This is a genomic window from Burkholderia sp. BCC0097 (genome assembly GCF_902832985.1).
GTDB classification, from domain to species: Bacteria; Pseudomonadota; Gammaproteobacteria; order Burkholderiales; family Burkholderiaceae; genus Burkholderia; species Burkholderia orbicola.
In genome coordinates, this window is sequence record NZ_CADFDM010000011.1 from 172,748 (window position 1) to 196,820 (window position 24,073).

Sequence of the window (24,073 nt, forward strand, 5' to 3'; positions counted from 1 at the left end):
AGGCGCCGCCCGCATGACGGCAGACGGCATGCGCGGCGAGTGCCCCGGCAGATCGACTTTCGAGCGGGAGACCGGGAGTGCTTCATCAAATCATCGACCGCAGGCTGGCCGGCAAGAACAAGAGCATCGCCAATCGCGAACGCTTTCTGCGTCGCGTCAAGAACTACATTCGTCGTGCCGTGTCCGACGCGGTGCGCGACCGTAGCATCAAGGACATCCAGAGCACGCAGAGCATCACGATCCCGCGCAAGGACATCGCGGAGCCGAATTTCCGGCACGCGCCGGGCGGGCGTCGTGAGTACGTGCACCCCGGCAACGAGGACTACGTGCGCGGCGACAAGATTCCGCGCCCGCAGGGCGGCTCGGGCGGCGGCGGCAGTCAGGCGAGCAACGAGGGCGAAGGGCAGGACGACTTCGTGTTCGAACTGTCGCGCGACGAGTTCATGCAGTACTTCTTCGACGATCTCGAACTGCCGCGCCTCGTGAAGACGCACCTGCTGACGGTGCCGAGCTGGAAGAACGTGCGCGCGGGCTGGTCGGCGGAAGGCACGCCGAACAACATCGACGTCGTGCGTTCGCTGCGCAGCGCGCTCGGCCGGCGCATCGCGCTCGGCTCGCCGCTCGTCAACGAGCTGCGCGAGCTCGAGGCCCAGCTCGAAGCGCTGAAGAGCGACCCCGAAGACCGCCGCGCGGAAATCGCGACGCTCGAGGCCGAGATTCATCACCTGAAAGGGCGCATCTGGCGGATTCCGTTCATCGATCCGTTCGACCTGCGCTACATCAACCGCGTGAAGCAGCCGCAACCGTCGAGCCAGGCCGTGATGTTCTGCCTGATGGACGTGTCGGGCTCGATGGACGAGCAGCGCAAGGATCTCGCGAAGCGCTTCTTCATCCTGCTTTACCTGTTCCTCAAGCGCAACTACGAGCGCATCGAAGTGGTGTTCATTCGCCACCACACGCGGGCCGAGGAAGTCGACGAGGACACCTTCTTCCATTCGACCGAAAGCGGCGGCACCGTGGTGTCGAGCGCGCTCGAACTGATGCGCAAGGTGATGGACGAGCGCTACTCGCCCACCGAGTGGAACATCTACGGCGCGCAGGCGTCCGACGGCGACAACTGGACTGACGATTCGCCCAAGTGTCGCAAAATCCTGGAAGAGGATATCCTCACCAAGACGCGTTACTTCGCGTATATCCAGGTCGCGCCGGAAGAGCAGAATCTGTGGCTGGAATACGCGCAACTGGCCTTGTCGCAACCGCATCTCGCGATGAAAAAAGTGGAATCGGCTGCGGACATTTACCCGGTGTTTCGCGAATTGTTCGAAAAGCAGGTGGAAATGTCATGACGACCCGCCATCTGCACAACGAGTCGCGCGGCTACGCGCCGCGCCCTTCCGGCGACGCCACGGCCGGCCCTGCCGCACCGCAGCAACGCGGGCAGGCCGAACCGCCGCCGCCGGCCGCCGACTTGCCCGGTTCCGGGCAAAAGGAAGCGCGTATGAACGTTGCCGAACGCAAGCCACTGCCGTGCCCGTCCGACTGGACGTTCGAATTGCTCGAGGAATACGACACGCACATCTCGCAGGTCGCCGAACAATACGAGCTCGACATCTACCCGATCCAGCTCGAACTGATCAGCGCCGAGCAGATGATGGATGCGTATGCGTCGGTCGGGATGCCCGTCAACTACCGTCACTGGTCGTTCGGCAAGCACTTTCTCGCGACCGAGAAGAGCTATCGTCGCGGCCAGATGGGCCTGGCCTACGAAATCGTCATCAATTCGAATCCGTGCATCGCGTATCTGATGGAAGAGAACACGATGACGATGCAGGCCCTCGTCATCGCGCACGCGGCGTACGGGCACAACTCGTTCTTCAAGGGCAACTACCTGTTCCGGCTGTGGACCGACGCGCACGCGATCATCGACTACCTCGTGTACGCGAAGAACTACGTCGCGGAATGCGAGGAGCGCTACGGCCTCGATCGCGTCGAGGAACTGCTCGACTCGTGCCATGCGCTGATGAACTACGGCGTTGACCGCTACAAGCGGCCGCAGAAGCCGTCGCTGTCGAAGGAAGCGGCGCTGCGGCGCGAGCGCGAGGCGTATCTGCAATCGCAGGTGAACGAACTGTGGCGCACGCTGCCGGGCAAGAAGCCCGAGCTGACGGAGGAGCAGGACGACCGCTATCCGTCCGAGCCGCAGGAGAACCTGCTGTATTTCGCGGAAAAGAATGCGCCGCTGCTCGAACCGTGGGAGCGGGAAGTGATCCGCATCGTGCGCAAGATCGGCCAGTATTTCTATCCGCAGCGGCAGACGCAGGTGATGAACGAAGGCTGGGCGACGTTCTGGCACTACACGTTGCTCAATACGCTGTACAACCAGGGGAAGCTGGAAGACGGCTTCATGATGGAGTTCCTGCACTCGCACAGCAACGTGGTCTACCAGCCGCCCGTCACGAAGCCGTACTACAGCGGGATCAACCCGTATGCGCTCGGTTTCTCGATGATGAGCGACATCCGAAGGATCTGCGAAGCGCCGACGGAGGAGGACTACAAGTGGTTTCCGGAGATCGCGGGCACGCCGTGGCTGCCGGCGATGCACTACGCGATGCGCAACTTCAAGGACGAGAGCTTCATCGCACAGTACCTGTCGCCGAACCTGATTCGCGAGATGCGGCTCTTCTCGGTGCTCGACGACGACATGCGCGATTCGCTCGAGGTATCGGCGATCCACGACGATTCCGGCTACCAGTACGTGCGGCAGGCGTTGTCGCGGCAGTACGACATCCATCACCGCGAGCCGAACATCCAGGTGTGGGCCGTCAACACCCGCGGCGACCGCAGCCTCACGCTGCGTCACTTCATGACCGACAACCGCCACCTGTCGAACGACAGCGAGGAAGTGCTCAAGCACATGGCGCGGCTCTGGCAGTTCGACGTGTACCTGGAAAGCGTCGACGAGGCCGGCACCGTGCGCAAGCGCTACGAGTGCCGCTACGTGCCGCCCGAAGTGCGCGTGTGATCGCCGCACGCCGGAAATGTTTGCATCGGACGCCAGCCTGCGGGCTGGCGTTTTCATATGATGAACGCGCGCCGGGAGAAAAATTTTCTACATCGGGACGAACCCGGAGCGCTTGTTACTTTACATTTCGCTAAAATCCCGTAGCGCCGTGCGCCGGAACCGGTGCCACGTGCGACCGCACGCGGCGGCCCCCAGCCGTCTCGCCCAGAAAGCACTAAAAGGAATAGACCAACCCATGGACGTCCAGACCGACCAAGCTGCGCTGTCCGCGCAAGACACCCGGCGGCGCGTGTTCGCCATCGTCGGCGCCTCATCGGGCAACCTCGTCGAGTGGTTCGACTTCTACATCTATTCGTTCTGCGCGCTGTACTTCGCGCCGGCATTCTTCCCGAGCGGCAACACGACGACGCAGCTGCTGAACACGGCCGGCGTGTTCGCGGCCGGCTTCCTGATGCGTCCGATCGGCGGCTGGCTGTTCGGCCGCATCGCCGACCGTCACGGCCGTCGCGCGGCGATGATGATCTCGGTGCTGATGATGTGCGGCGGGTCGCTCGTGATCGCGGTGCTGCCGACCTACGCGCAGATCGGTGCGCTCGCGCCGGCGCTGCTGCTGGTCGCGCGCCTGTTCCAGGGCCTGTCGGTGGGCGGCGAGTACGGGACGAGCGCGACCTACATGAGTGAAGTGGCGCTGAAGGGCCGTCGCGGCTTCTTCGCGTCGTTCCAGTACGTGACGCTGATCGGCGGCCAGCTGTGCGCGCTGCTGGTGCTCGTGATCCTGCAGCAGACGCTGTCGGCCGGCGAGCTGAAAGCGTGGGGCTGGCGCATTCCGTTCGTGGTCGGCGCGGCGGCCGCGCTGATTTCGCTGTACCTGCGCAAATCGCTCGACGAGACGTCGACGAGCGCATCGCGCGACAAGAAGGACGCCGGTACGATCCGCGGCGTGTGGCAGCACAAGGGCGCGTTCTTCACGGTGGTCGGCTTCACGGCCGGCGGCTCGCTGATCTTCTACACGTTCACGACGTACATGCAGAAGTACCTCGTGAACACGGCCGGCATGCACGCGAAGACGGCCAGCAACGTGATGACCGTCGCGCTGCTCGTCTACATGCTGATGCAGCCGGTGTTCGGCGCGCTGTCGGACAAGATCGGCCGCCGCACGTCGATGATCCTGTTCGGTTCGTTCGCGGTGATCGGCACGGTGCCGCTGATGCATGCGCTGAAGGACGTGACGAGCCCGGTGGCCGCGTTCGTGCTGATCACGGTTGCGCTGGCGATCGTCAGCTTCTACACGTCGATCAGCGGCCTGATCAAGGCCGAGATGTTCCCGCCGGAAGTGCGCGCGATGGGCGTGGGTCTGTCGTATGCGGTCGCGAACGCGATCTTCGGCGGCTCGGCCGAGTACGTCGCGCTGTGGTTCAAGTCGATCGGCAGCGAGGAAACGTTCTACTGGTACGTGACCGTGCTGTGCGCGATCTCGTTGATCGTGTCGTGGCGGATGCGCGATCCGAGCAAGGAAGGGTACCTGCGCCACGAGCCGTGATCGGCCGCGTGTTGCGCGCCCTCGCATCATGACGAACGTCCCGCCGGTTGGCGGGACGTTTTTTTGCGACGGGCGACTACGCGGGCGCCGCCGGGTCGATTGCGCCCGATTCCCGGCCTTGCTCGACCAGCCAGTCGAACATTCGCTCGACGATCGGCGAGCGCGACGGACCTTCCATGCGCGACAGCCACCACGTGGTGCCGGGCAGGCGCGGGTAGTCGGCGAGAACGGTCAGCGCATGCTGGTCGAGGCCCGCCTGCGCGACGAGGCGCGGCAGGCATGCGATGCCGCGACCGCGCAGCACGGCGTCCAGCACGAGCCGCTGGTCGTCGTAGATCGCATGCATCCGGAATGCCGACAATTGCTCGCGAAACACCGTCGCCATGCGCTCGTCGGTCAGGCTCGCCTCGAGGCAGATGAGCCCCGCGTGCCGCGCGTGTTCGCCGCGCGGCACGCGGCCGAGCTGCTCCGCCAGCGGCGTCGCGCACACCGTTACCCACTCGTCGCGCATGAACGGGAGATCGAGCAAGCCCGGCTGCAGCAGCGGTCGCGTGCCGATCGTGAGGTCGACGTCGATCTCGTCGACGTAGCGCGCGGTTTCGTCGGTCGACAGCAGCGGGCAGAGGTCCGGCAGCGCCTGTTGCAACTGCTCGAGGCGCGGTTGCAGCCAACCGTGCAGCAACGGGGCCGGACACACCAGCACGACGAGCCCCGGGTTCAGGTAGGTCGCGATGCGATCGAGCCCGCCGCGCAACGTGTCCATCGCGCGCTGCACGCTGCGCTGCAGGACTTCGCCGGCGATCGTCAGCTCGACGCCGCGGCCGCGCCGGCGGAACAGCGGCTGCCCGAGTTGCGCCTCGAGTTGCTGGATCTGATGGCTGACCGCCGATTGCGACAGGTGCAGCTCGTCGGCCGCGCGCGAGAAATTGCCCAGCCGGGCCGCGGCTTCGAAGCCGGTCAGTAGTTTCAGGGACGGAACGCGTTGCATCGAGGTATGAAGTAGATTGATTGATTCGGCCAAGAAATATCAATATTCATCAAGTTTAACCTGACGCACAATCGGCCATCCAATCACAACGGAGTCGGAACGATGGGTCGCTTTGATGCTCGCCAGCGCGGCTACCGGATGCCCGCCGAATGGGAATCCATGCACGCCACGTGGCTCGGATGGCCGGTGCTCGACAATCGCGAGGACTTGTGGGGCGCGCATTACGCGCAGGTCTGCCGCGAGTTCGCGCTGGTCGCACGGACGATCGCGCGTTACCAGCGCTGCGTGGTGGCGGTGCATCACGGCCTGGCCGACGCGGCGCGCGAGCTGCTGGGCGCGAGCGTCGACGTGCTGCCGGTCGCGGCCGAGGACAACTGGCTGCGCGATTGCGGGCCGATCTTCCTGGTCAGCGAGCGGCACGGGCTCGGTGCGGCCGTGTTCCGCTTCAATTGCTGGGGTGAGAAGTATCAGCCGTACGACGGTTGCCAGCAGGCCGGGCAAGACATCGCGCGTGCGGCCGGTGCGGAGATCTTCAATTCGCACATGGTGCTGGAGGGCGGCGCGTTCTACGTCGACGGACAGGGCACGCTGGTCACGACCGAGAGCTGCCTGCTGCATCCGAACCGCAACCCGCACCTGAGCCGCGCCGAGATCGAGGCGGAGCTGCGCCGCATGCTGGGCATCGAGAAGATCGTGTGGCTGCCGGGCAACCCCGACGAAGTGGAGACGAACGGGCATGTGGACGGCATCGCGTCGTTCATCGCGCCGGGCCGGCTGCTGTGCCAGACCGCCCTGCCGGAGCAGGGCGACTATTTCCGGGTGATGCGCGAAAACCGCCGCGCGCTGGAGCTCGCGACCGATGCGGCGGGGCGCCGTTTCGAGCTGCTCGACCTGCCGTCGCCGATCGTCAGCGAACGCTTCGGCTCCGAGCGCTACTGCGATTGCTACGCGAACTACATTCTGGTGAACGGCGCGGTGATCGCGACCGCGTTCGGCGTCGAGCAGGACGCGGCCGCGCGCGACGCATTCGGTCGCGCGTTTCCGGCGCGCCAGATCGAGATGCTGCCGATTCCGACGCTGTCGATCGGCGGCGGCAGCATCCACTGTTCGACGCAGCAGCAGCCGTCCGTCGCGCACTGAGCGGCGGTCGACCGGCGGTTTCCCGTCTCGTCTCACCCAGGAGCAAGCGCAATGCCGTCCAAACACATCACCGTCGCCGCCGTGCAGATGGCGTCGGGCAGCTGGAATCTCGAAGACAACATGGCGACCGCGGAGCGTTTGATCCGCGTGGCCGCCGCACAGGGGGCGAATCTCGTGCTGTGCCCGGAACTGTTCGCGATGCCGTACTTCTGTCTCGACCAGAACGTGCGTCATCTCGAACTCGCGCAGCCGTTCGAAGACAACGCGCAGATTGCCCGCTTCGCGGCGCTGGCCGGCGAACTCGGCATCGTGCTGCCGATCGGCTTCTTCGAGCGCGCGGGCAATGCCGCGTACAACTCGATCGCGGTGGCGGATGCCGACGGGCGCGTGCTCGGCGTCTATCGCAAGACGCACATCCCGGACGGCCCCGGCTATACGGAGAAGTTCTATTTCACGCCGGGCGACACCGGCTTCAAGGTGTGGGACACGCGCTTCGGGCGGATCGGCATCGGCATCTGCTGGGACCAGTGGTATCCGGAGACGGCCCGCAGTCTCGCGTTGATGGGTGCCGAGATCCTGTGCTTTCCTACGATCATCGGCTCGGAGCCGTTCAGCAGTGCGTTCGATTCGGCCGGCCACTGGCAGCGCACGATGCAGGGCCATGCGGCGGCCAACATGGTGCCGGTGGTGGCGGCGAACCGGATCGGCCGCGAAGTCGGCTTCGGCAACGGCAATCCGCGGCAGCAGGGGCTGACCGGGGTGTTCTACGGGTCGAGCTTCATCGCGGATCACACCGGCGAGAAGCAGGCCGAGGCGAATCGTACCGACGAAACCGTGCTCGTGCATGCGTTCGACCTCGATGCGATCCGCGCCGACCGGCAGTCGTGGGGTTTCTTCCGAGACCGTCGCCCGGAGATGTATCGCACGTTGCTGACCAGCGACGGCGTGTCGTCCTGTCATCAATAAGGAATCCGCGATGAAACGGAAAGGATGGCTGCGTTGCGCGGCGCCGGGACTTGCGTTGTGCGTGCTGGCCGGTACCGCCCGCGCCGGCGAAGAGAAGGTGCTGAACCTGTACAACTGGAGCAACTACTTTGCGCCGGATACGGTGTCCGCGTTCGAGAAGGAAACCGGCATCAAGGTGCGCTACGACGCATACGACAGCGACGAGACGCTGCAGTCGAAATTGCTGACCGGCAACAGCGGCTACGATCTCGTGTGGCCGACCAACGATTTCATGGCCAGGCAGATCCAGGCCGGCGTGTACCGCAAGCTCGACAAGGGCCGGCTGCCGAACCTGAAGTATCTCGATCCGTCGCTGCTTGAGCAGATGGCGCAATCCGATCCCGACAACCAGTACGGCGTGCCGTACATGTGGGGCACCGTGGGCGTGGGCTACGATCGTGCGAAGGTGAGCGCGATCCTCGGCAAGGACATGCCGGCCGACAGCCTCGATCTGCTGTTCAATCCGGCGATCGCGGCGCGCATCGCGGCGAAATGCGGGCTGGGCCTGCAGGACGCCGCGAGCACGGTGCTGCCGCTGGCGCTGCGCTACATCGGCCGCGATCCGATGCATCCGTCCGCGCAGGATTACGCGGCCGTGCAGGCGATGCTGATGAAGATCCGGCCGTTCATCCGCCAGTTCGTCGGCTCGTCCGACGCCAACGAGCTGATCGACGGCGAGCTGTGCGTGACGGTCGGCTTCTCCGGCGCGATCAACCTGGCCGCGCAGAAGGCGAAGGCGCGCGATCCGAAGCGCGATATCGCGTACGACATCCCGCGCATCGGCAGCCTGATGTGGTTCGATGCGATGGCGATTCCGGCTTCCGCGAAGCACCCGGACAACGCGCACGCGTTCATCGACTACATTCTGCGTCCGGGCGTGATCGCGAAGATCTCGAATGCAACGCGCTACGCGAACGCGAACCAGGCCGCGCTCAAGCTGATGGACCCGGCGCTGGTGCGCGATCCGGGCGTCTATCCGGACGCGGCGACCCGACGCGCACTGTTCACGCCGATCGCCGAATCGCCGGCCGTGATGCGGCTCGAAGGCCGTACGTGGCTCGCCTTCAAGGCGGCGCGACCGTGACGACGTACCCCGAAACCATTGAAGTAACCGGCAAGCGAATGAGGAATGCCATGACCACACGACGTCAACTGTTGAAGCGCGGCTTGTCCGTATCCGGCGCGGCGCTGGCCGCCAGCGCGCTGGGCGGCTTGTTCGGCCGCGCCGCGCATGCGCAGCAGGGCGCAACCTGGCACATGCCGGACGAAGGCGCACCGCACACGGCGACGTGGATGGCGTTCGGTCCGAGCGAGGACATCTGGGGCGCGCGGCTGCTGCCGGTCGTGCGCGAGAACCTCGCGGCCGTCGCGAAGGCGATCGCCGCGCACGAACCGCTCAAGATGCTGGTGCGGGAGGAGGACTATGCGATCGCATCTCGGTTGTGCGGTTCGTCGGTCGAGCTGGTCCAGCATCCGGTCGATGATCTCTGGATGCGCGATACCGGGCCGGTGTTCGTGAAGCACGCGTCCGGCCAGCTTGGCGGCGTGAGCTTCAATTTCAACGGCTGGGGCAACAAGCAGGAACATGACCGGGATGCCGAAGTCGCGCCGTTCGTTGCCGAGCGCGCGGGCGCCCGGCTGGTCGACACGCGGCTGGTGCTCGAAGGCGGCGGCATCGAGGTGGACGGCGAGGGCACGGCGATCATCACCCGCAGCTGCGTGCTCAACTCGAACCGCAATCCGGGCGTTGGCCAGGCGCAGTGCGAGGCCGAGCTGAGCCGCCTGCTCGGGTTGAAGAAGATCATCTGGCTGCCCGGCATCGCGGGCAAGGACATCACCGACGGGCATACCGATTTCTACGCGCGCTTCACGAGTCCGGGCGTCGTGGTGGCCGGGCTCGACACGGACCCGTCATCGTACGATCACGCGGTGACGCGGCAGCATCTGGAGATCCTGCGCAAAGCCACCGATGCGAAAGGGCGCCCGTTGAAGGTCGTCGTGCTGCCGGGGCCGAAGACGGTGCGGCATACGTACGAGAACGCGGAGTTCGCGGCTGGCTACATCAACTTCTACGTGTGCAATCGCGCGGTGATCGCGCCGCAGTTCGGCGACAGCCGCGCCGACCGCAATACGCGCGACACGCTCGTCGACCTGTTTCCCGGCCGTGAAGTCATTCAGCTGAACATCGACGGCATTGCCGCAGGCGGCGGCGGGATCCACTGCACCACGCAACAACAGCCTGCCTGAGCACGGCCACGGACTGGTTCGCGTGACCGGTCCGTCGGGCCGTGGTCGTACCCATTCTCTTCGAACTACTGATAAACCGCGCGGAATCCGTCTGGAAGGACGGACCCCGGTGCGTACGCACGCGCGTCGATTGCGCAATGGAGTGGCATACATGACGAAAAAAGAAACCCTTGCAAGCACGGGCCAGCCCGCGCCGCACATGCCGGAACCCGGCCGACGCGGATTAATTCGGTTGTCGGCCGCGTGGCTCGGCATGCCGCTGCTGGGCAGCCTGGCCGCATGCGGCGGCGGTGACGATGCATCGGCCGCGGCTGCCGCGCCGCGGCCGACGCCGTCGGCGCGACAGGCCGTGTACCGGCTGCCGGCCGAAGATGCGCGGCACGTGTCGACTTACATGGCGTTCGCGTCCGGTGCGGACGGCATCTGGTCGCCCGTCACGCCGCAGAGCACGGACGCCGGCATCGATCGCGTGCGGGCCGACCTGATGGACGTCGCGAAGGCGATCGGCGCAACGGAACCGGTGAACATGCTGGTGTTGCCGGCCGATCTGGACGCAGCCCGCGCGCTACTCGCGACGGCAAGCGTCGCGAATCCCGACCTGCATGCGCGTTATGCGGCGCGCGCCGCTGGCACGGGGGGCGTCACACTCGTGCCGCTCGCCGACGGTTTCAACGATTTCTGGGTCCGCGACACGGGCTGCCTGTTCGTCCGGGACACGGCGAACGGCAACGCGCTGAACGCGGTCAGCTTCAATTTCAACGGATGGGGCAACGCGAATACCGACGGCGTCGGCCTGGGTGCAGGGGCGACGATCCCGCCCGCGAGCAACCGGTCGAAGGCCGGCAAGTTCTTCCAGCCGTTCGGCCAGGACAGCACGGTGGCCGGCTGGATGGCGCAGACGAAAGGTGCGAACCTGGTCCGCAGCACGTTGACGCTCGAAGGCGGCGCGATCGAATTCGATGGCGAAGCGACGGCGATTCTCACCGAGTCGGCCGTGCTGCACGTGAACCGGAACCCGCAACTGTTCGAGATCCCGAACGGCGCAATCGCCAACGCGATGCTGCTGCCGACGGCGCGCGACACCGTGCTCGCGGAGCTGCAGCGCACGCTCGGTGTGCGGAAGATCATCTGGCTGCCCGGCACGGCGACCTATCCGCGCGGCAGCGGCGCAGGTGGCGCGGGCGGTGCGTCGACGCCGGCCGGCGAGAGCGACATCACGAACGGCCACGTCGACTTCTATGCGCGCTTTCTTGCACCCGGTGTGGTCGCGTGCTGTTACGACGCGTCGAATTCGACCGGCGAACGCGCGTTGACGGCCGTCCACCGGCAGCGCCTGGCTGGCCAGACCGATGCGAACGGCCGGCCGCTGAGGATCGTCGAGCTCGTGCCGCCGGTCAACTTCGGCACGTCGGCGGGCACGACGCTGAACGACCGGCAGATGTCGCATTTCGCGGCCGGCTACATCAACTTCTACACGTGCAACGGCGCGATCGTCATGCCGAAGTTCAACGACGCTGCAGCCGACGCGGCGGCGGTCGCCGCGATCCGGCCGTATGCGGCGGACCGTGCGATCGTGCAGGTCGACATCCTCGGCATCGCGTCGGGCGGCGGCGGCATCCACTGTTCGACCCGCGAAGTGCCGGCCTGAGCGCGCCGCGTCATATCGATATGGAAATCGATTCGTTGTCCATGGCGGGCGATTTCCTTAATCTGACTGCGTAGTTCGTGTGACACCTCCTTGACTGGGATTCGCGCCCGCTGCTTGCAGCGGGCGTCTTTTTTCGCGCGGCGGCAACGCGCGCCTGCAGCCCGCCTGCCTCATCACTAAACCCGCAGAGCAAAGCACCATTTGTTGGTTCGGATTCGCCGCACGCGCTGATACGTTAGCGGCTTCGCGACGCCACACTCCGTCGCGATGTTCATCGAACCGGGCCGCCGCGCGATCCGCGGCGGCCTTCATAACAAACAGGTCGTGCTCATGAAAATCAACACGCTCGCTACGTGGCTCATCGGGGTCGCGCTCGTTACCGCAGGCACCGTCGCCCATGCGGACCGTCTCGACGACATCAAGAAGGCCGGCGTGCTGCGCGTCGCGACGTTCGACAGCAACCCGCCATTCGGTTACGTCGATGCAAAAAGCAACCACATCGTCGGTCTCGACGTGGACTACGCGAAGGCGCTCGCCGACAAGCTCGGCGTGAAGCTGCAGTTGCAACCGACCAACCCCGCGAACCGCATCCCGTTCCTGACGTCCGGCAAGGTCGACCTCGTGCTCGCTAACTTCACGATCACCGACGAGCGCGCGAAGCAGGTCGACTTCAGCATCCCGTATTTCTCGTCGGGCCAGCAGTTTCTCGCGAAGAAGGGCGTGCTGAAATCGGCCGACCAGCTGAACGGCCTGCGCGTCGGTGCGGACAAGGGCACGACCAACGAGATCACGCTGCGCGAGAAATTCCCGAAGGCGACGATCGTCGCGTACGACGACACGCCGTTCGCGTTCGCCGCGCTGCGCGCCGGCAACGTGCAGGCCATCACGCAGGACGGCCCGAAGCTGATCGGCCTGCTCGCGAACGTGCCCGACAAGCAGAACTACGAGATCCCGGCGTTCACGATCTCGAACGACTACATGGGCGTCGGCGTGCCGAAGGGCGAGACGCGCCTGCTCGGCTTCGTCAACGACACGTTGAAGGGGCTCGAGGCGAACGGCCGCGCGACGCAGATCTACGACGCATGGTTCGGGCCGACGACGAAAACGCCGCTCACGCGCATTTTCCGGATCGGCGACAAGACCTGATCGCTGCCGCACGCGCGCCGCGCTTGGCCGGAACCTCGGCCGCGCGGCGCTTTTCGTTTTCATCCGACCGCGCGCGTCGTGCGCGCTCCCCAGCATGCTCGGGTTGGCTCCCAAATATCTGTCCTGGCTCTGGCAGGGCTTCCTGCTGACACTCGGTCTCGCGGCCGCGTCGGCCGTCGCCGCGACCGTCGGCGGGCTGCTGCTCGCCGTGATGCGGCATGCGCGCGGCCGGGCGCCGCGCACGGCAGCCGCCGCGTACGTCGTCGCGTTTCGCAATACGCCGCTGCTCGTGCAGTTGCTGTTCTGGTATTTCGGCGTCGCGTCGTTGCTGCCCGAAACATGGATCGCGTGGCTCAATGCGCGCCATGCGGTGAGCGTGGGCCCGGTCGCGCTTGCATGGCCGTCGTTCGAATTCGTGGCGGGCTGGGTCGGCTTGAGCGCCTATACGGCCGCCTTCGTCGCCGAGGAATGCGAAGCCGGCCTGCGCGGCGTGCGGCGCGCGCAACACGATGCGGCGGCCGCGCTCGGCCTCACGCCGATGCAGTCGCTGCGCTACGTGGTACTGCCGCAGGCCGTGCGTATCGCGCTGCCGCCGCTGTTCGGCCAATACATGAATCTCGTGAAGAACTCGTCGCTCGCGATGGCGATCGGCGTGGCCGAGTTGTCGTATGCATCGCGGCAGGTCGAGACGGAGACGTTCCAGACCTTCGCCGCGTTCGGCGTCGCGACCCTGCTGTACATCGCGGCGGTGGCCGCGATCGAGGCCGGTGCGTATGCGGCCACGCAATGGCGCGACCGGCTCGGAGCGGGGCGCTGACGATGGACCTTTCGCTGCTGCTTTCGAACCTGCCGTACCTGCTCGTCGGCGCGTTTCCGGACGGCCCGCTCGGCGGCGCCGCGCTGTCGCTGGTGCTGGCGCTTGCATCCGCGATCGCGTCGGCCGTGCTCGGCGTGGCGCTCGGCGTCGCGATGGCGCTGGCGCGCGGCCCGGCGCGCGTGCTGCTGCTCGCGTTCATCGGCTTCTTTCGCGCGATTCCGGTGCTGATGCTGATCTTCTGGACGTATTTCCTGATGCCCGTGCTGCTGCACATGGATGTGCCGGGGCTCGCGACGGTCGTGTGCGCGCTGGCGCTGATCGGCGGCGCGTATCTCGCGCATGCGGTGCACGCAGGGATCGTCGCGGCGGGGGATGGGCAATGGCAGGCCGGGCTGTCGCTCGGGCTCACGCGCTGGCAGACGGTGCGCTACGTGCTGCTGCCGCAGGCGATCCGGATCATGACGCCGTCGTTCGTCAACCAGTGGGTCGCGCTCGTGAAGGACACGTCGCTCGCGTATATCGTCGGCGTGCCGGAACTGTCGTTCGTCGCGACGCAGGTGAACAACCGGCTGATGGTGTATCCGGCGCCGATCTTCCTGTTCGTCGCGCTGATCTATCTGGTGCTGTGCACGTCGCTCGATGGAGGGGCGCGTTGGCTGCTGTCGCGGGGGCCGCGCACGCAACGTGCGGCGCAGGCGACGGCCGAACGCACGGAACCCGCGCGGTAACGGCGGGCCGGCGAGCCGCGTGCAATGCGTGCGCGCGCTTTCGGTGATGAAGATGGATGATGTGCGACCATCCGCAGCGGGTCGCGTCGCCGTTATTCGGGCGGCGACGCGCGCGGTGGTGCCGATGAGGCCGAGGTGCCCGGACGTTTCAGTACGTCAGCGTCAGGACGCGCTGTAGTGCGTATCGAACACCGCACGCAGCGTCGACGGGCCGGTCGCGAAATCGCCCCACAGCGGGCCGTCATTCTGCGCGAACGCGAACGGCGTCGTGCTGATCGACGCGAGGCGTAAGCGCCATTGCGCGGCTTCCTGGCGGAACGCGGTGAGCTGCATGTCCGACAGCGCCGTCTGCGCGCTGGCCAGCGTGACGAGCGGGTCGACCGGATCGTTCGCGACCCGCACCTCGAAATGCAGGTGCGGGCCGGTCGCCGCGCCCGTCATCCCGACCGAGCCGATACGTTGCCCCTGCTTCACCGTTTCGCCGGTCTTGAGCCCGCGAGCGAACGCGGACAGGTGCGCGTAGTAGGTCGAATAGCCATCCGCATGATCGACGATCACATAGCGCCCATAGCCGCCCGGATCGGTGCCGACGAACGACACGACGCCGTCGGCCGCCGCATCGACCGGCGTGCCGCTGGGCGCGGCGAGATCGACGCCCGTATGGAACGCCATCGCCTGCGACAGCGGATGGATGCGCTCGCCGAAGAATGAACTGATGCGCGTCCACTTGACCGGCATCGTGAACGCGGCGGCTTCGAGCGGCGAGCCGTCGAGCGTGTAGTACGCACCGTGCTCGGCGCCCGGCGCGCGGAACCAGATCGCGCCGAACGTGCGGCCGGCGACGCGCAGCTCGAGCGCGGTGAGGCGAGGCGTGCCGTCGTTCGTGTCGAACGCGACGCGGTAGTAGTCGCCGCGCTGCGCACTCGCGCGCATCGCGACCTTGCCGGTGACGAGATCGCCGAGCTGGATGCGCACTTCGGGCGGCACGTCGAGACGGTTCAACGTATCGGACAGCGTGAGTTCGATGTCGCCCGCGCGCATGCCTTGCCGGTGGTCGGGCGATGCGAACTGAAACAGGCTCGCGTAACCGAGCATGTCGTTGCGATGCGCGCTGAGCGGCGCGAACAGGCCCGGCTGCACGCTGCGGTCATTGCGATCGAGGTGTTCGTTGCGCTCGCCGATCGTGCGGGCGAGCTCGCTCGTCACGAAATGCTGCGCGGTGGGAAACGGTGTATCGGACAGCACGCGCTGCGGCAGCGCGGCCGTGCCCGAATCGACGGCGCCCGGCAGTTGCGACACGGCCGGCAGCGCGGCGGCGAGACCGAATGCGGCGAGGGCGCCGAGCACGGCGGCCGGCACGAGCGCGCGCACGGCGCGCTGCGCGCGACCGGGCGCGACGGCATCAGGGGTTGCGACGGACTTGACCAAGGTGTCCACATCCAGGAAAGCGGTTCAAAGGGGTGTGGGCGGGGGCCGCCGACGGCACATCCGTCGAACGGCGACGGGGCGGGCGGCGGGCGTGCAACAAAACAGGCCCCGCCAGGGGCCTGTGTCGTTTCCGTTCGACCCAACCTGCGGGGCAGTGCCCGCTTCGAACGGCGGCGTGCATGCCGGGTCGAACCCGGTTATCACGAAGACGCTAAAGAAAGATGACAGCGTCAGTCTACCGGTGTTCCGCAAAACGTTAAAAATTTTAAAGAGGGTCAGCTGGTTCGTTTCGCAGTGCGGTAAGTCGGGTTAAATCAGAATTTGTTACGACGATTTTGGTCGGTCCGGCAATTTTTGCGCGCGTCCGCGCAGCGCGGCGGAGGTGCGCACGGCGTCGAAGCCGGCGTCGAGCATCGCCTCGGCGTCGTTCCACAGGTTGCCGCGCAGCCGGTTGGTCCAGATCATCGACGCGAACACGCCTTCGAGCAGCGACACGAGATAGACGGCGGCCAGGTGCACGTCGAGATCGACCGCGAGTTCGCCGGCGGCGATCGCGCGACGCAGCAGCGCCTTCGTGATCCGCAGCATCTGCAGCTCGAGCAGCATGCGGCGCCGCTGCAGCGCGCCGTTTTCCTCGCTTTGCTCGCACTTCGTATAGAGAATCACCAGCACGCGCTGCATCGGCCCTGGCTCTCCACATTCCTGCAGATAGTGCGACGCGGCACGCCGCAGCGTCGCGAACGGCGGCAGGCCGTCGCCCGCGTCGAAACCTTCCGACGTGCGCGCGAACGCGCGGTCGCACATCGCCAGACACACTTCCATCTTGTTGCGGTAGTGGCCGTAGACGGCGCCCCGCGACATCCCGGCGGCCTCGGCGAGGTCCGCCATCGCGGTTTGCGCGACACCTCTTTCGAGCAGCACGAGCTCGGCGGCGTCGAGGATCCGGTGCTTGATGGCGAGCGATTCTTCCCGGGTCTTGCGGGCCATGTCGTGAAATTCCTTACAGTTCGCTGTCGTTTTATTGAGACAGTGTGTCAGCCGGATTGAAACGGCATGTATTTAATCAGTCGTGACTGATTATAATCGGCCACCCTGAGCCGCCGCATTGTATCGGCGGCGAATGATCCGAGGTCAGAACATGAATAACAAACGCACCCTGTGGCGCCGCATGCGGCTGGCGCCGTTCGCGCTCGCGGCCGTGCTGGCCGTGGCCGGATGCGGAAAGGGCGACAAGGATGCCGCGCCGGAGACCGCGAAGCAGGCGACCGTCGTGACGGTGCGCCCGACGGCCGTGCCGATGACCGTCGAATTGCCGGGCCGGCTCGACGCGTACCGGCAAGCGGAAGTCCGCGCGCGGGTCGCGGGCATCGTCACCGCACGGACCTACGAGGAAGGCCAGGAAGTGAAGCAGGGCGCGGTGCTGTTCCGCATCGATCCCGCGCCGCTGAAGGCCGCACGCGACGCCGCGCAGGGCGCGCTCGCGAAGGCGCAGGCCGCCGCGCTCGCGGCGACCGACAAGCGCCGCCGTTACGACGATCTCGTGCGCGACCGCGCGGTGAGCGAGCGCGACCATACGGAGGCCGTCGCGGCCGATACGCAGGCGAAGGCCGAGGTGGCATCCGCGAAGGCCGAACTCGCGCGCGCGCAGTTGCAGCTCGACTACGCGACCGTCACCGCGCCGATCGCGGGCCGCGCACGGCGCGCGCTCGTGACCGAGGGCGCGCTCGTCGGCCAGGACCAGGCGACGCCGCTCACGACCGTCGAGCAGCTCGATCCGATCTACGTGAACTTCTCGCAGCCGGCCGCCGATGTCGACGCCTTGCGTCGCGCGGTGAAGAGCGGGCGCGCGACGGGCATCGCGCAGCACGACGTCGCGGTGACGCTGCTGCGCGCCGACGGCACCGCGTATCCGCTGAAGGGCAAGCTGCTGTTCAGCGATCTCGCGGTCGATCCGACCACCGATACCGTCGCGATGCGCGCGCTGTTCCCGAATCCGGAGCGCGAGCTGCTGCCGGGCGCGTACGTGCGGATCGCGCTCGACACGGCGGTCGACCAGCGGGCGATCCTGGTGCCGCGCGACGCGCTGCTGCGCACGGCCGACCGCACGTCGGTGCGGGTCGTCGGCGCGAACGGCAAGGTCAAGGACGTCGAGGTCACGGCCGACCAGATGAGCGGCCGTGAATGGCGCATCACGCGCGGCCTCGCGGGCGGCGAGCGCGTGATCGTCGACGACGTTGCGCGGTTCGCGCCCGATACGGCGGTCAAGCCCGTCGAGAAGGCGCCGCCGTCGAAGGCGGCGCCGGCAGCGGCCGCTTCGCAGGCGGCCGCCCGTCAAACCTGACCGGTTCAAACCAACATGGCACGTTTCTTCATCGATCGCCCCGTCTTCGCGTGGGTGATCGCCATCTTCATCATGCTGGGCGGCCTGTTCGCGATCCGCGCGCTGCCCGTCGCGCAGTACCCGGACATCGCGCCGCCCGTCGTCAGCATCTATGCGACGTATCCGGGCGCGTCCGCGCAAGTCGTCGAGGAATCGGTGACCGCGCTGATCGAGCGCGAGATGAACGGCGCGCCGGGGCTGCTGTATACGTCCGCGACGAGCAGCGCGGGGGCCGCGTCGCTGTACCTGACGTTCAAGCAGGGCGTGAACGCCGATCTCGCGGCCGTCGAAGTGCAGAACCGGCTGAAGACGGTCGATGCGCGCCTGCCCGAGCCGGTGCGCCGCGACGGCATCCAGGTCGAGAAGGCCGCCGACAACATCCAGCTCGTCGTGTCGCTGACCTCCGACGATGGCCGGATGACCGACGTGCAACTCGGCGAATACGCGTCGGCGAACGTGGTGCAGGCGCTGCGCCGCGTCGAGGGTGTCGGCAAGGTGCAGTTCTGGGGCGCCGAATACGCGATGCGGATCTGGCCCGACCCGGTGAAGCTGGCCGGGCACGGCCTCACCGCGTCGGACATCGCATCGGCCGTGCGTGCGCACAACGCGCGCGTGACGATCGGCGACATCGGCCGCAGCGCGGTGCCGGACAGCGCGCCGATCGCGGCGACGGTGTTCGCGGACGCGCCGCTGAAGACGCCGGCCGATTTCGGGGCGATCGCGCTGCGTGCGCAACCCGACGGTTCCGCGCTGTTCCTGCGCGACGTCGCGCGCATCGAGTTCGGCGGCAACGACTACAACTATCCGTCGTACGTGAACGGCAAGGTCGCGACCGGGATGGGCATCAAGCTCGCGCCAGGCTCGAACGCGGTGTCCACCGAAAAGCGCGTGCGCGCGACGATGGACGAGCTGGCCAGGTACTTCCCGCCCGGCGTGAAATACCAGATCCCGTACGAGACGTCGTCGTTCGTGCGCGTGTCGATGAACAAGGTCGTCACGACGCTGATCGAGGCCGGCGTGCTGGTGTTCCTCGTGATGTTCCTGTTCATGCAGAACCTGCGCGCGACGCTGATTCCGACGCTCGTCGTGCCGGTCGCGCTCGCGGGCACGTTCGGCGTGATGTACGCGGCCGGCTTCTCGATCAACGTGCTGACGATGTTCGGCATGGTGCTCGCGATCGGCATCCTCGTCGACGACGCGATCGTCGTCGTCGAGAACGTCGAGCGGCTGATGGTCGAGGAGGGGCTCGCGCCCTACGACGCGACCGTCAAGGCGATGCGGCAGATCAGCGGCGCGATCGTCGGGATCACCGTGGTGCTGACGTCGGTGTTCGTGCCGATGGCGTTCTTTGGCGGCGCGGTGGGCAACATCTACCGGCAGTTCGCGCTGTCGCTCGCGGTGTCGATCGGCTTCTCGGCGTTCCTCGCGCTGTCGCTGACGCCCGCGCTGTGCGCGACGCTGCTCAAGCCGGTATCGGGCGACCATCACGAGAAGCGCGGCTTCTTCGGCTGGTTCAACCGCTTCGTCGCGCGGGCGACGCAGCGCTACGCGACGCGGGTCGGCGCGATGCTGAAGAAGCCGGTGCGCTGGCTCGTCGTGTACGGCGCGCTGACCGCGGCGGCCGCGCTGATGCTCACGCAGCTGCCGACCGCGTTCCTGCCGGACGAGGACCAGGGCAACTTCATGGTGATGGTGATCCGCCCGCAAGGCACGCCGCTCGCGGAGACGATGCAGAGCGTGCGCGCGGTCGAGTCGGCCATCCGCCGCGATGAGCCGACCGCCTACACGTATGCGCTCGGCGGCTTCAACCTGTACGGCGAAGGGCCGAACGGCGGGATGATCTTCGTCACGCTGAAGAACTGGAAGGAACGCAAGGCCGCGCGCGATCACGTGCAGTCGATCGTCGCGCGCATCAACGAACGCTTTGCGGGCACGCCGAACACGACGGTGTTCGCGATGAACTCGCCGGCGCTGCCCGATCTCGGTTCGTCGAGCGGCTTCGACTTCCGGCTGCAGAACCGCGGGGGGCTGGACTACGCGACGTTCAGCGCCGCGCGCGAGCAACTGCTCGCGGCGGGCGGCAAGGATCGCGCGCTCACCGACCTGATGTTCGCGGGCACGCAGGACGCGCCGCAACTGAAGCTCGACATCGATCGCGCGAAGGCGTCCGCGCTCGGCGTGTCGATGGACGAGATCAACACGACGCTTGCGGTGATGTTCGGCTCCGACTATATCGGCGACTTCATGCACGGCACGCAGGTGCGGCGCGTGATGGTGCAGGCCGACGGTCGGCACCGGCTCGATCCGGACGACGTGAAGAAGCTGCGCGTGCGCAACGCGCGCGGCGAGATGGTGCCGCTCGCGGCGTTCACGACGCTGCACTGGACGCTCGGGCCGCCGCAGCTCACGCGTTACAACGGCTATCCGTCGTTCACGATCAACGGCTCGGCCGCGGCGGGCCACAGCAGCGGCGAGGCGATGAGCGCGATCGAGCGGATCGCCGCGAAGCTGCCGGCCGGCATCGGCTATGCGTGGTCGGGGCAGTCGTTCGAGGAGCGGCTGTCGGGCGCGCAGGCGCCGATGCTGTTCGCGCTGTCGGTGCTCGTCGTGTTCCTCGCGCTCGCGGCGCTCTACGAGAGCTGGTCGATTCCGTTCGCGGTGATGCTGGTCGTCCCGCTCGGCGTGATCGGCGCGGTGCTCGGCGTGACGCTGCGGATGATGCCGAACGACATCTATTTCAAGGTGGGACTGATCGCGACGATCGGGCTGTCCGCGAAGAACGCGATCCTGATCGTCGAGGTCGCTAAGGACCTCGTCGCGCAACGCATGTCGCTCGTCGACGCCGCGCTCGAGGCCGCGCGCCTGCGGCTGCGGCCGATCGTGATGACGTCGCTCGCGTTCGGCGTCGGCGTGCTGCCGCTCGCGTTCGCGTCGGGCGCCGCGTCCGGCGCGCAGATGGCGATCGGCACCGGCGTGCTCGGCGGCGTGATCACGGCCACCGTGCTCGCGGTGTTTCTCGTCCCGCTGTTTTTCGTGATCGTCGGCCGCCTGTTCGACGTCGGCCCACGCCGGCGCGGCGGGGCGCAGCCGACGACGATGGAGGGGTCGCAACCATGATGTTTGCGCTGAATGCACGCGGCGCGCTGCGGGCACCGCTCGCGCTGGCCGCCGCGCTCGCGCTTGCCGGGTGTTCGCTCGCGCCGCGTTACGAGCGTCCGGCCGCGCCGGTGCCGGCGACCTATGCGCCGGTCGACGGCCGCACGACGCCGGCTCTCGAACCGGCCACCGCGCAGGATGCCGCGCTGCTCGACGACTGGCATGCGTATTTCACCGATCCGGTGCTGCAGGCGTGGATCGACGCGGCGCTCGCGAACAACCGCGACCTGCGGATCGCCGCTGGCCGGCTCGAGGAGGCACGTGCGCTGTACGGCGTGCAGCGCGCGGACCGGATGCCGTCGGTCGATGCGAATCTCGGCTATGAGCGCGCGCGCCAGTACGACCCGGTCGTGCGCGAAAGTGCGATCAGCGGGCTGTATCGCGCGGGCGTCGGCGTCAGTGCGTACGAGCTCGACCTGTTCGGCCGCGTGCGCAACCTGTCCGACGCGGCGCTCGCCGACTATTTCGCGACAGCCGACGCGCAGCGCACGGTTCGCATCGGCGTGATCGCCGAAGTGGCGGGCGCGTATGTTTCCGAACGATCGTTGCACGCGCAACTGGCGCTCGCCCAGCGCACGCTCGATGCGCGCGAGCGGATGGCCGCGCTCACGCAACGTCGCTATGCCGCCGGCACGAGCGACGCGATCGAGCTGCGCTCGGCCGAGATGCTGGTGGCGTCTGCACGTGCGTCGCAGGCCGGGCTGCAGCGCGAGCATGCGCAGGCCGTCCGCGCGCTACAACTGCTGGCGGGCGATTTCGCGCGCAACGTGCCCGACGACGCGACCGCGCTCGACACGCTGTCGATCGCGCCCGTGGCGCCGGGTGCGCCGAGCCAATTGCTCGAACGGCGGCCGGACATCCGGCAGGCCGAGGGGCGGCTGAAGGCCGCGAACGCGAACATCGGCGCGGCGCGCGCGGCGTTCTTCCCGCGCATCGCGCTGACGACCGACTACGGCTCGGTGAGCGACGCGTTCTCGAACCTGTTCGCGGGCGGCACCAGCGTATGGACGTTCGCGCCGCGCATCACGCTGCCGATCTTCGCGGGCGGACGCAATCGCGCGAACTTAGACGTCGCGCACGCGCGCAAGGACATCGCGGTCGCCGAATACGAAAAAGCGGTGCAGACCGCGTTTCGCGAAGTGGCCGATGCGTTCGCCGCGCGCGACTGGATCGACCGGCAGCTGGCCGCGCAGCAGGACGTGTATGCGGCGGACGGCGCGCGGCTGAAGCTCGCGGAGCGTCGCTATGCGGGCGGTGTCGCGACCTATCTCGAACTGCTCGACGCGCAGCGCAGCACGTACGAGTCGGGGCAGGAACTGATCCGGCTCAGGCAGCTCAGGCTCGCGAACGCGATCGCGCTGTATCGCGCGCTCGGCGGCGGCTGGGCGCCGGCCACGGCGGAGGCCGCGGCTTCCGCGTGATGGGCGATTCGTCGCCCGACGCCGCAGCGTGTCGGGTGGCATGACGGCGGTCGCGCGCGTCGACGTGCGGCCGCCGCTTCGACAGGGCATGCTGCCCGCCGTACCGCCGGTCGTCATCGGCGCTTCCTTTCGCTGTTCAGCGCACCCGCTCGTCACGTTCTCACCCAGCAGCACCGCGGAAGGGCGGCTTTCGCCGCATCCGCATCCGCAAACCGATCGTGCCACCCGTCGGCGCAAACGTGTGCCGCACTTCTTCCGCTTTTTCATCTCCCCCGATCCGGCATGTCAGCCGCGTTCCAGAGACCGCGCATGCATATCTGCAATTGACGATCCAATTAATCAATGTATTGGAATTAATGGCGGCGGCAAAATGTCGCGGTAAAACGTTTGTATGCTTTTCGCAATCGTTTGCGCGATAAATCCGCATCGAATGAATGGCGTCGTTAATTTCCTGTCGGTTGAAAATGAATCGATATCCGCGTTGTAATCGGACAACGATGGCGGCATTGGACAATATTTTGTCTTTTGAGTGACGGCGCTTGGTAAGCCAGTGCTGGCAAGGGAGAGCGGGGAGGCGATGATTATCGGAAAGAAATTCCCTTAATCTTCAATCGGTTCCGTAAAATAAAAAAGGACTGCGGATAAAAAACCCGGGATTGAAAATGGAAGGGAAGGAATGAGGTTTTAGAGGGCTGAATCTAACATTGTCAGAACCATTTGACAATGATTTACAGAAATCTTTCACGGTTATCTCGATAATGCCGCCTCGTGTCGGACGGAAGCGCACCATGCGCTGCCGTTTGTGTCCGCCACGTCGTCCATTCCATTTGCACTCCTTACGGGAAACGTCATGAAAAAATCCATCCTGTCCGCCGTCGCACTCGCGGCCCTGTCCACCTCGGCCTTCGCAGCGGGCACCGGCACGATCAACTTCACGGGCGAGATCGTCGCGGGCGCATGCGGCATCGACTCGAACTCGGTCAACCAGACCGTGCAGCTCGGCAAGGTGCCGACCAACAAGTTCAAGCAAGCCGGCGACAAGTCGGACCCGGTGTCGTTCGACATCAAGCTGACCGACTGCGACACCAGCATCGCGCAGAACGCGTACTTCACGTTCACGGGCACGTCGAGCGCCGGCCAGCCGAAGCTGCTCGCCACGATCGGTTCGGCCACCAACGTCGGCATCCGCCTGCAAGCCGCGTCGGGCGAATACCTCGACAACGGCGCCGAGCAGAAGGCCCCGACGCTGCTGCAGAACGGCACGAACACCGCGCGCTTCGCCGCGATGTACGAAGCGACGGCAGCCGGCGTGACGCCGGGTACCGCCGACGGCGTCGCGAACTTCACGGTCCGCTACCAGTAAGCGTCCGTACCGGAGGAGGGATGCGTGCATCCCTTCCTCCTGCC

19 protein-coding genes are annotated in these 24,073 nt (G+C 66.7%); 15 read left to right on the plus strand and 4 right to left on the minus strand.

The genetic code is table 11. The annotated features are described in order from the left end of the window. The first annotated feature begins 77 nt into the window (after positions 1 to 77). From HWX07_RS31370 to HWX07_RS31380, 3 genes are all read left to right on the plus strand, one after another. Positions 78 to 1,346 carry a YeaH/YhbH family protein gene (locus tag HWX07_RS31370; protein ID WP_006476064.1) on the plus strand — a complete coding sequence of 423 codons (1,269 nt, stop codon included), beginning with the start codon at positions 78 to 80 and terminating at the stop codon, positions 1,344 to 1,346. Next, positions 1,343 to 3,022 (plus strand): SpoVR family protein, encoded by a 1,680-nt coding sequence (locus HWX07_RS31375; RefSeq protein ID WP_175878944.1) that lies wholly within the window; start codon positions 1,343 to 1,345, stop codon positions 3,020 to 3,022. Before HWX07_RS31370 ends, HWX07_RS31375 begins: the two co-directional genes overlap by 4 nt. Before the next feature lie 235 nt (positions 3,023 to 3,257). Next, positions 3,258 to 4,562, plus strand: coding sequence for an MFS family transporter (locus HWX07_RS31380; protein ID WP_175878945.1), 1,305 nt, complete (start codon positions 3,258 to 3,260; stop codon positions 4,560 to 4,562). Positions 4,563 to 4,638: 76 nt separating this feature from the next. On the opposite strand, the gene HWX07_RS31385 is transcribed toward HWX07_RS31380, so the two are convergent. Beyond that, complete coding sequence (locus tag HWX07_RS31385) at positions 4,639 to 5,550, minus strand: LysR family transcriptional regulator (RefSeq protein WP_175878946.1); 912 nt, start codon at positions 5,548 to 5,550, stop codon at positions 4,639 to 4,641. 102 nt (positions 5,551 to 5,652) lie between these two features. On the opposite strand from HWX07_RS31385, the gene HWX07_RS31390 reads away from it, so the two are divergent. From HWX07_RS31390 to HWX07_RS31425, 8 genes are all read left to right on the plus strand, one after another. Beyond that, the gene (locus tag HWX07_RS31390) at positions 5,653 to 6,690 is read left to right on the plus strand and encodes an agmatine deiminase family protein (protein WP_175878947.1); all 1,038 of its coding nucleotides are present in this window, start codon (positions 5,653 to 5,655) and stop codon (positions 6,688 to 6,690) included. Positions 6,691 to 6,741: 51 nt separating this feature from the next. Next, positions 6,742 to 7,656 (plus strand): N-carbamoylputrescine amidase, encoded by a 915-nt coding sequence (gene aguB / locus HWX07_RS31395; RefSeq protein WP_175878948.1) that lies wholly within the window; start codon positions 6,742 to 6,744, stop codon positions 7,654 to 7,656. Between the two features lie 10 nt (positions 7,657 to 7,666). Continuing rightward, the gene (locus HWX07_RS31400) at positions 7,667 to 8,779 is read left to right on the plus strand and encodes a polyamine ABC transporter substrate-binding protein (RefSeq protein ID WP_175878949.1); all 1,113 of its coding nucleotides are present in this window, start codon (positions 7,667 to 7,669) and stop codon (positions 8,777 to 8,779) included. A 50-nt stretch (positions 8,780 to 8,829) separates the two neighbouring features. Further along, on the plus strand, positions 8,830 to 9,942 hold the full coding sequence (locus tag HWX07_RS31405) for an agmatine deiminase family protein (protein WP_175878950.1): 1,113 nt from the start codon (positions 8,830 to 8,832) through the stop codon (positions 9,940 to 9,942). 151 nt (positions 9,943 to 10,093) lie between these two features. After that, complete coding sequence (locus HWX07_RS31410; RefSeq protein ID WP_175878951.1) at positions 10,094 to 11,590, plus strand: agmatine deiminase family protein; 1,497 nt, start codon at positions 10,094 to 10,096, stop codon at positions 11,588 to 11,590. Between the two features lie 330 nt (positions 11,591 to 11,920). Next, complete coding sequence (locus HWX07_RS31415; RefSeq protein WP_006499101.1) at positions 11,921 to 12,736, plus strand: ABC transporter substrate-binding protein; 816 nt, start codon at positions 11,921 to 11,923, stop codon at positions 12,734 to 12,736. Between the two features lie 94 nt (positions 12,737 to 12,830). Continuing rightward, on the plus strand, positions 12,831 to 13,553 hold the full coding sequence (locus HWX07_RS31420) for an amino acid ABC transporter permease (protein WP_175878952.1): 723 nt from the start codon (positions 12,831 to 12,833) through the stop codon (positions 13,551 to 13,553). Between the two features lie 2 nt (positions 13,554 to 13,555). Further along, the gene (locus HWX07_RS31425; RefSeq protein ID WP_027811290.1) at positions 13,556 to 14,281 is read left to right on the plus strand and encodes an amino acid ABC transporter permease; all 726 of its coding nucleotides are present in this window, start codon (positions 13,556 to 13,558) and stop codon (positions 14,279 to 14,281) included. A gap of 162 nt (positions 14,282 to 14,443) precedes the next feature. Here HWX07_RS31425 and HWX07_RS31430 read toward each other — a convergent pair whose 3' ends face one another. Next, positions 14,444 to 15,709, minus strand: coding sequence for a M23 family metallopeptidase (locus HWX07_RS31430; RefSeq protein ID WP_175878953.1), 1,266 nt, complete (start codon positions 15,707 to 15,709; stop codon positions 14,444 to 14,446). Positions 15,710 to 16,033: 324 nt separating this feature from the next. Further along, entirely contained in the window at positions 16,034 to 16,696 is a 663-nt protein-coding gene (locus HWX07_RS31435; protein ID WP_175878954.1) for a TetR family transcriptional regulator, read from the minus strand. Positions 16,697 to 16,847: 151 nt separating this feature from the next. Here HWX07_RS31435 and HWX07_RS31440 point away from each other — a divergent pair, with 151 nt between their 5' ends. The 3 genes from HWX07_RS31440 to HWX07_RS31450 are packed head-to-tail and all read left to right on the plus strand — an operon-like array spanning position 16,848 to position 22,666. Beyond that, the gene (locus HWX07_RS31440) at positions 16,848 to 18,050 is read left to right on the plus strand and encodes a MexX/AxyX family multidrug efflux RND transporter periplasmic adaptor subunit (RefSeq protein WP_175878955.1); all 1,203 of its coding nucleotides are present in this window, start codon (positions 16,848 to 16,850) and stop codon (positions 18,048 to 18,050) included. Positions 18,051 to 18,065: 15 nt separating this feature from the next. Further along, on the plus strand, positions 18,066 to 21,206 hold the full coding sequence (locus tag HWX07_RS31445; RefSeq protein ID WP_175878956.1) for a multidrug efflux RND transporter permease subunit: 3,141 nt from the start codon (positions 18,066 to 18,068) through the stop codon (positions 21,204 to 21,206). Next, positions 21,206 to 22,666 carry an efflux transporter outer membrane subunit gene (locus HWX07_RS31450; RefSeq protein WP_175879057.1) on the plus strand — a complete coding sequence of 487 codons (1,461 nt, stop codon included), beginning with the start codon at positions 21,206 to 21,208 and terminating at the stop codon, positions 22,664 to 22,666. The genes HWX07_RS31445 and HWX07_RS31450 overlap by 1 nt, the downstream gene beginning before the upstream one ends. Before the next feature lie 160 nt (positions 22,667 to 22,826). Here HWX07_RS31450 and HWX07_RS31455 read toward each other — a convergent pair whose 3' ends face one another. Beyond that, on the minus strand, positions 22,827 to 23,180 hold the full coding sequence (locus HWX07_RS31455) for a hypothetical protein (protein ID WP_175878957.1): 354 nt from the start codon (positions 23,178 to 23,180) through the stop codon (positions 22,827 to 22,829). A 336-nt stretch (positions 23,181 to 23,516) separates the two neighbouring features. Here HWX07_RS31455 and HWX07_RS31460 point away from each other — a divergent pair, with 336 nt between their 5' ends. Beyond that, positions 23,517 to 24,029 carry a fimbrial protein gene (locus tag HWX07_RS31460; protein WP_011545365.1) on the plus strand — a complete coding sequence of 171 codons (513 nt, stop codon included), beginning with the start codon at positions 23,517 to 23,519 and terminating at the stop codon, positions 24,027 to 24,029. Positions 24,030 to 24,073 lie beyond the last annotated feature (44 nt).

Coding starts and splice junctions, on each gene's coding strand:
- HWX07_RS31420 (WP_175878952.1), top strand. CDS start 12,831: ATGCTCGGGTTGGCTCCCAAATATCTGTCCTGGCTCTGGCAGGGCTTC.
- HWX07_RS31460 (WP_011545365.1), top strand. CDS start 23,517: ATGAAAAAATCCATCCTGTCCGCCGTCGCACTCGCGGCCCTGTCCACC.
- HWX07_RS31450 (WP_175879057.1), top strand. CDS start 21,206: ATGTTTGCGCTGAATGCACGCGGCGCGCTGCGGGCACCGCTCGCGCTG.
- HWX07_RS31380 (WP_175878945.1), top strand. CDS start 3,258: ATGGACGTCCAGACCGACCAAGCTGCGCTGTCCGCGCAAGACACCCGG.
- HWX07_RS31385 (WP_175878946.1), bottom strand. CDS start 5,550: ATGCAACGCGTTCCGTCCCTGAAACTACTGACCGGCTTCGAAGCCGCG.
- HWX07_RS31435 (WP_175878954.1), bottom strand. CDS start 16,696: ATGGCCCGCAAGACCCGGGAAGAATCGCTCGCCATCAAGCACCGGATC.
- HWX07_RS31415 (WP_006499101.1), top strand. CDS start 11,921: ATGAAAATCAACACGCTCGCTACGTGGCTCATCGGGGTCGCGCTCGTT.
- HWX07_RS31445 (WP_175878956.1), top strand. CDS start 18,066: ATGGCACGTTTCTTCATCGATCGCCCCGTCTTCGCGTGGGTGATCGCC.
- HWX07_RS31410 (WP_175878951.1), top strand. CDS start 10,094: ATGACGAAAAAAGAAACCCTTGCAAGCACGGGCCAGCCCGCGCCGCAC.
- HWX07_RS31405 (WP_175878950.1), top strand. CDS start 8,830: ATGACCACACGACGTCAACTGTTGAAGCGCGGCTTGTCCGTATCCGGC.
- aguB (WP_175878948.1), top strand. CDS start 6,742: ATGCCGTCCAAACACATCACCGTCGCCGCCGTGCAGATGGCGTCGGGC.
- HWX07_RS31390 (WP_175878947.1), top strand. CDS start 5,653: ATGGGTCGCTTTGATGCTCGCCAGCGCGGCTACCGGATGCCCGCCGAA.
- HWX07_RS31425 (WP_027811290.1), top strand. CDS start 13,556: ATGGACCTTTCGCTGCTGCTTTCGAACCTGCCGTACCTGCTCGTCGGC.
- HWX07_RS31400 (WP_175878949.1), top strand. CDS start 7,667: ATGAAACGGAAAGGATGGCTGCGTTGCGCGGCGCCGGGACTTGCGTTG.
- HWX07_RS31375 (WP_175878944.1), top strand. CDS start 1,343: ATGACGACCCGCCATCTGCACAACGAGTCGCGCGGCTACGCGCCGCGC.
- HWX07_RS31440 (WP_175878955.1), top strand. CDS start 16,848: ATGAATAACAAACGCACCCTGTGGCGCCGCATGCGGCTGGCGCCGTTC.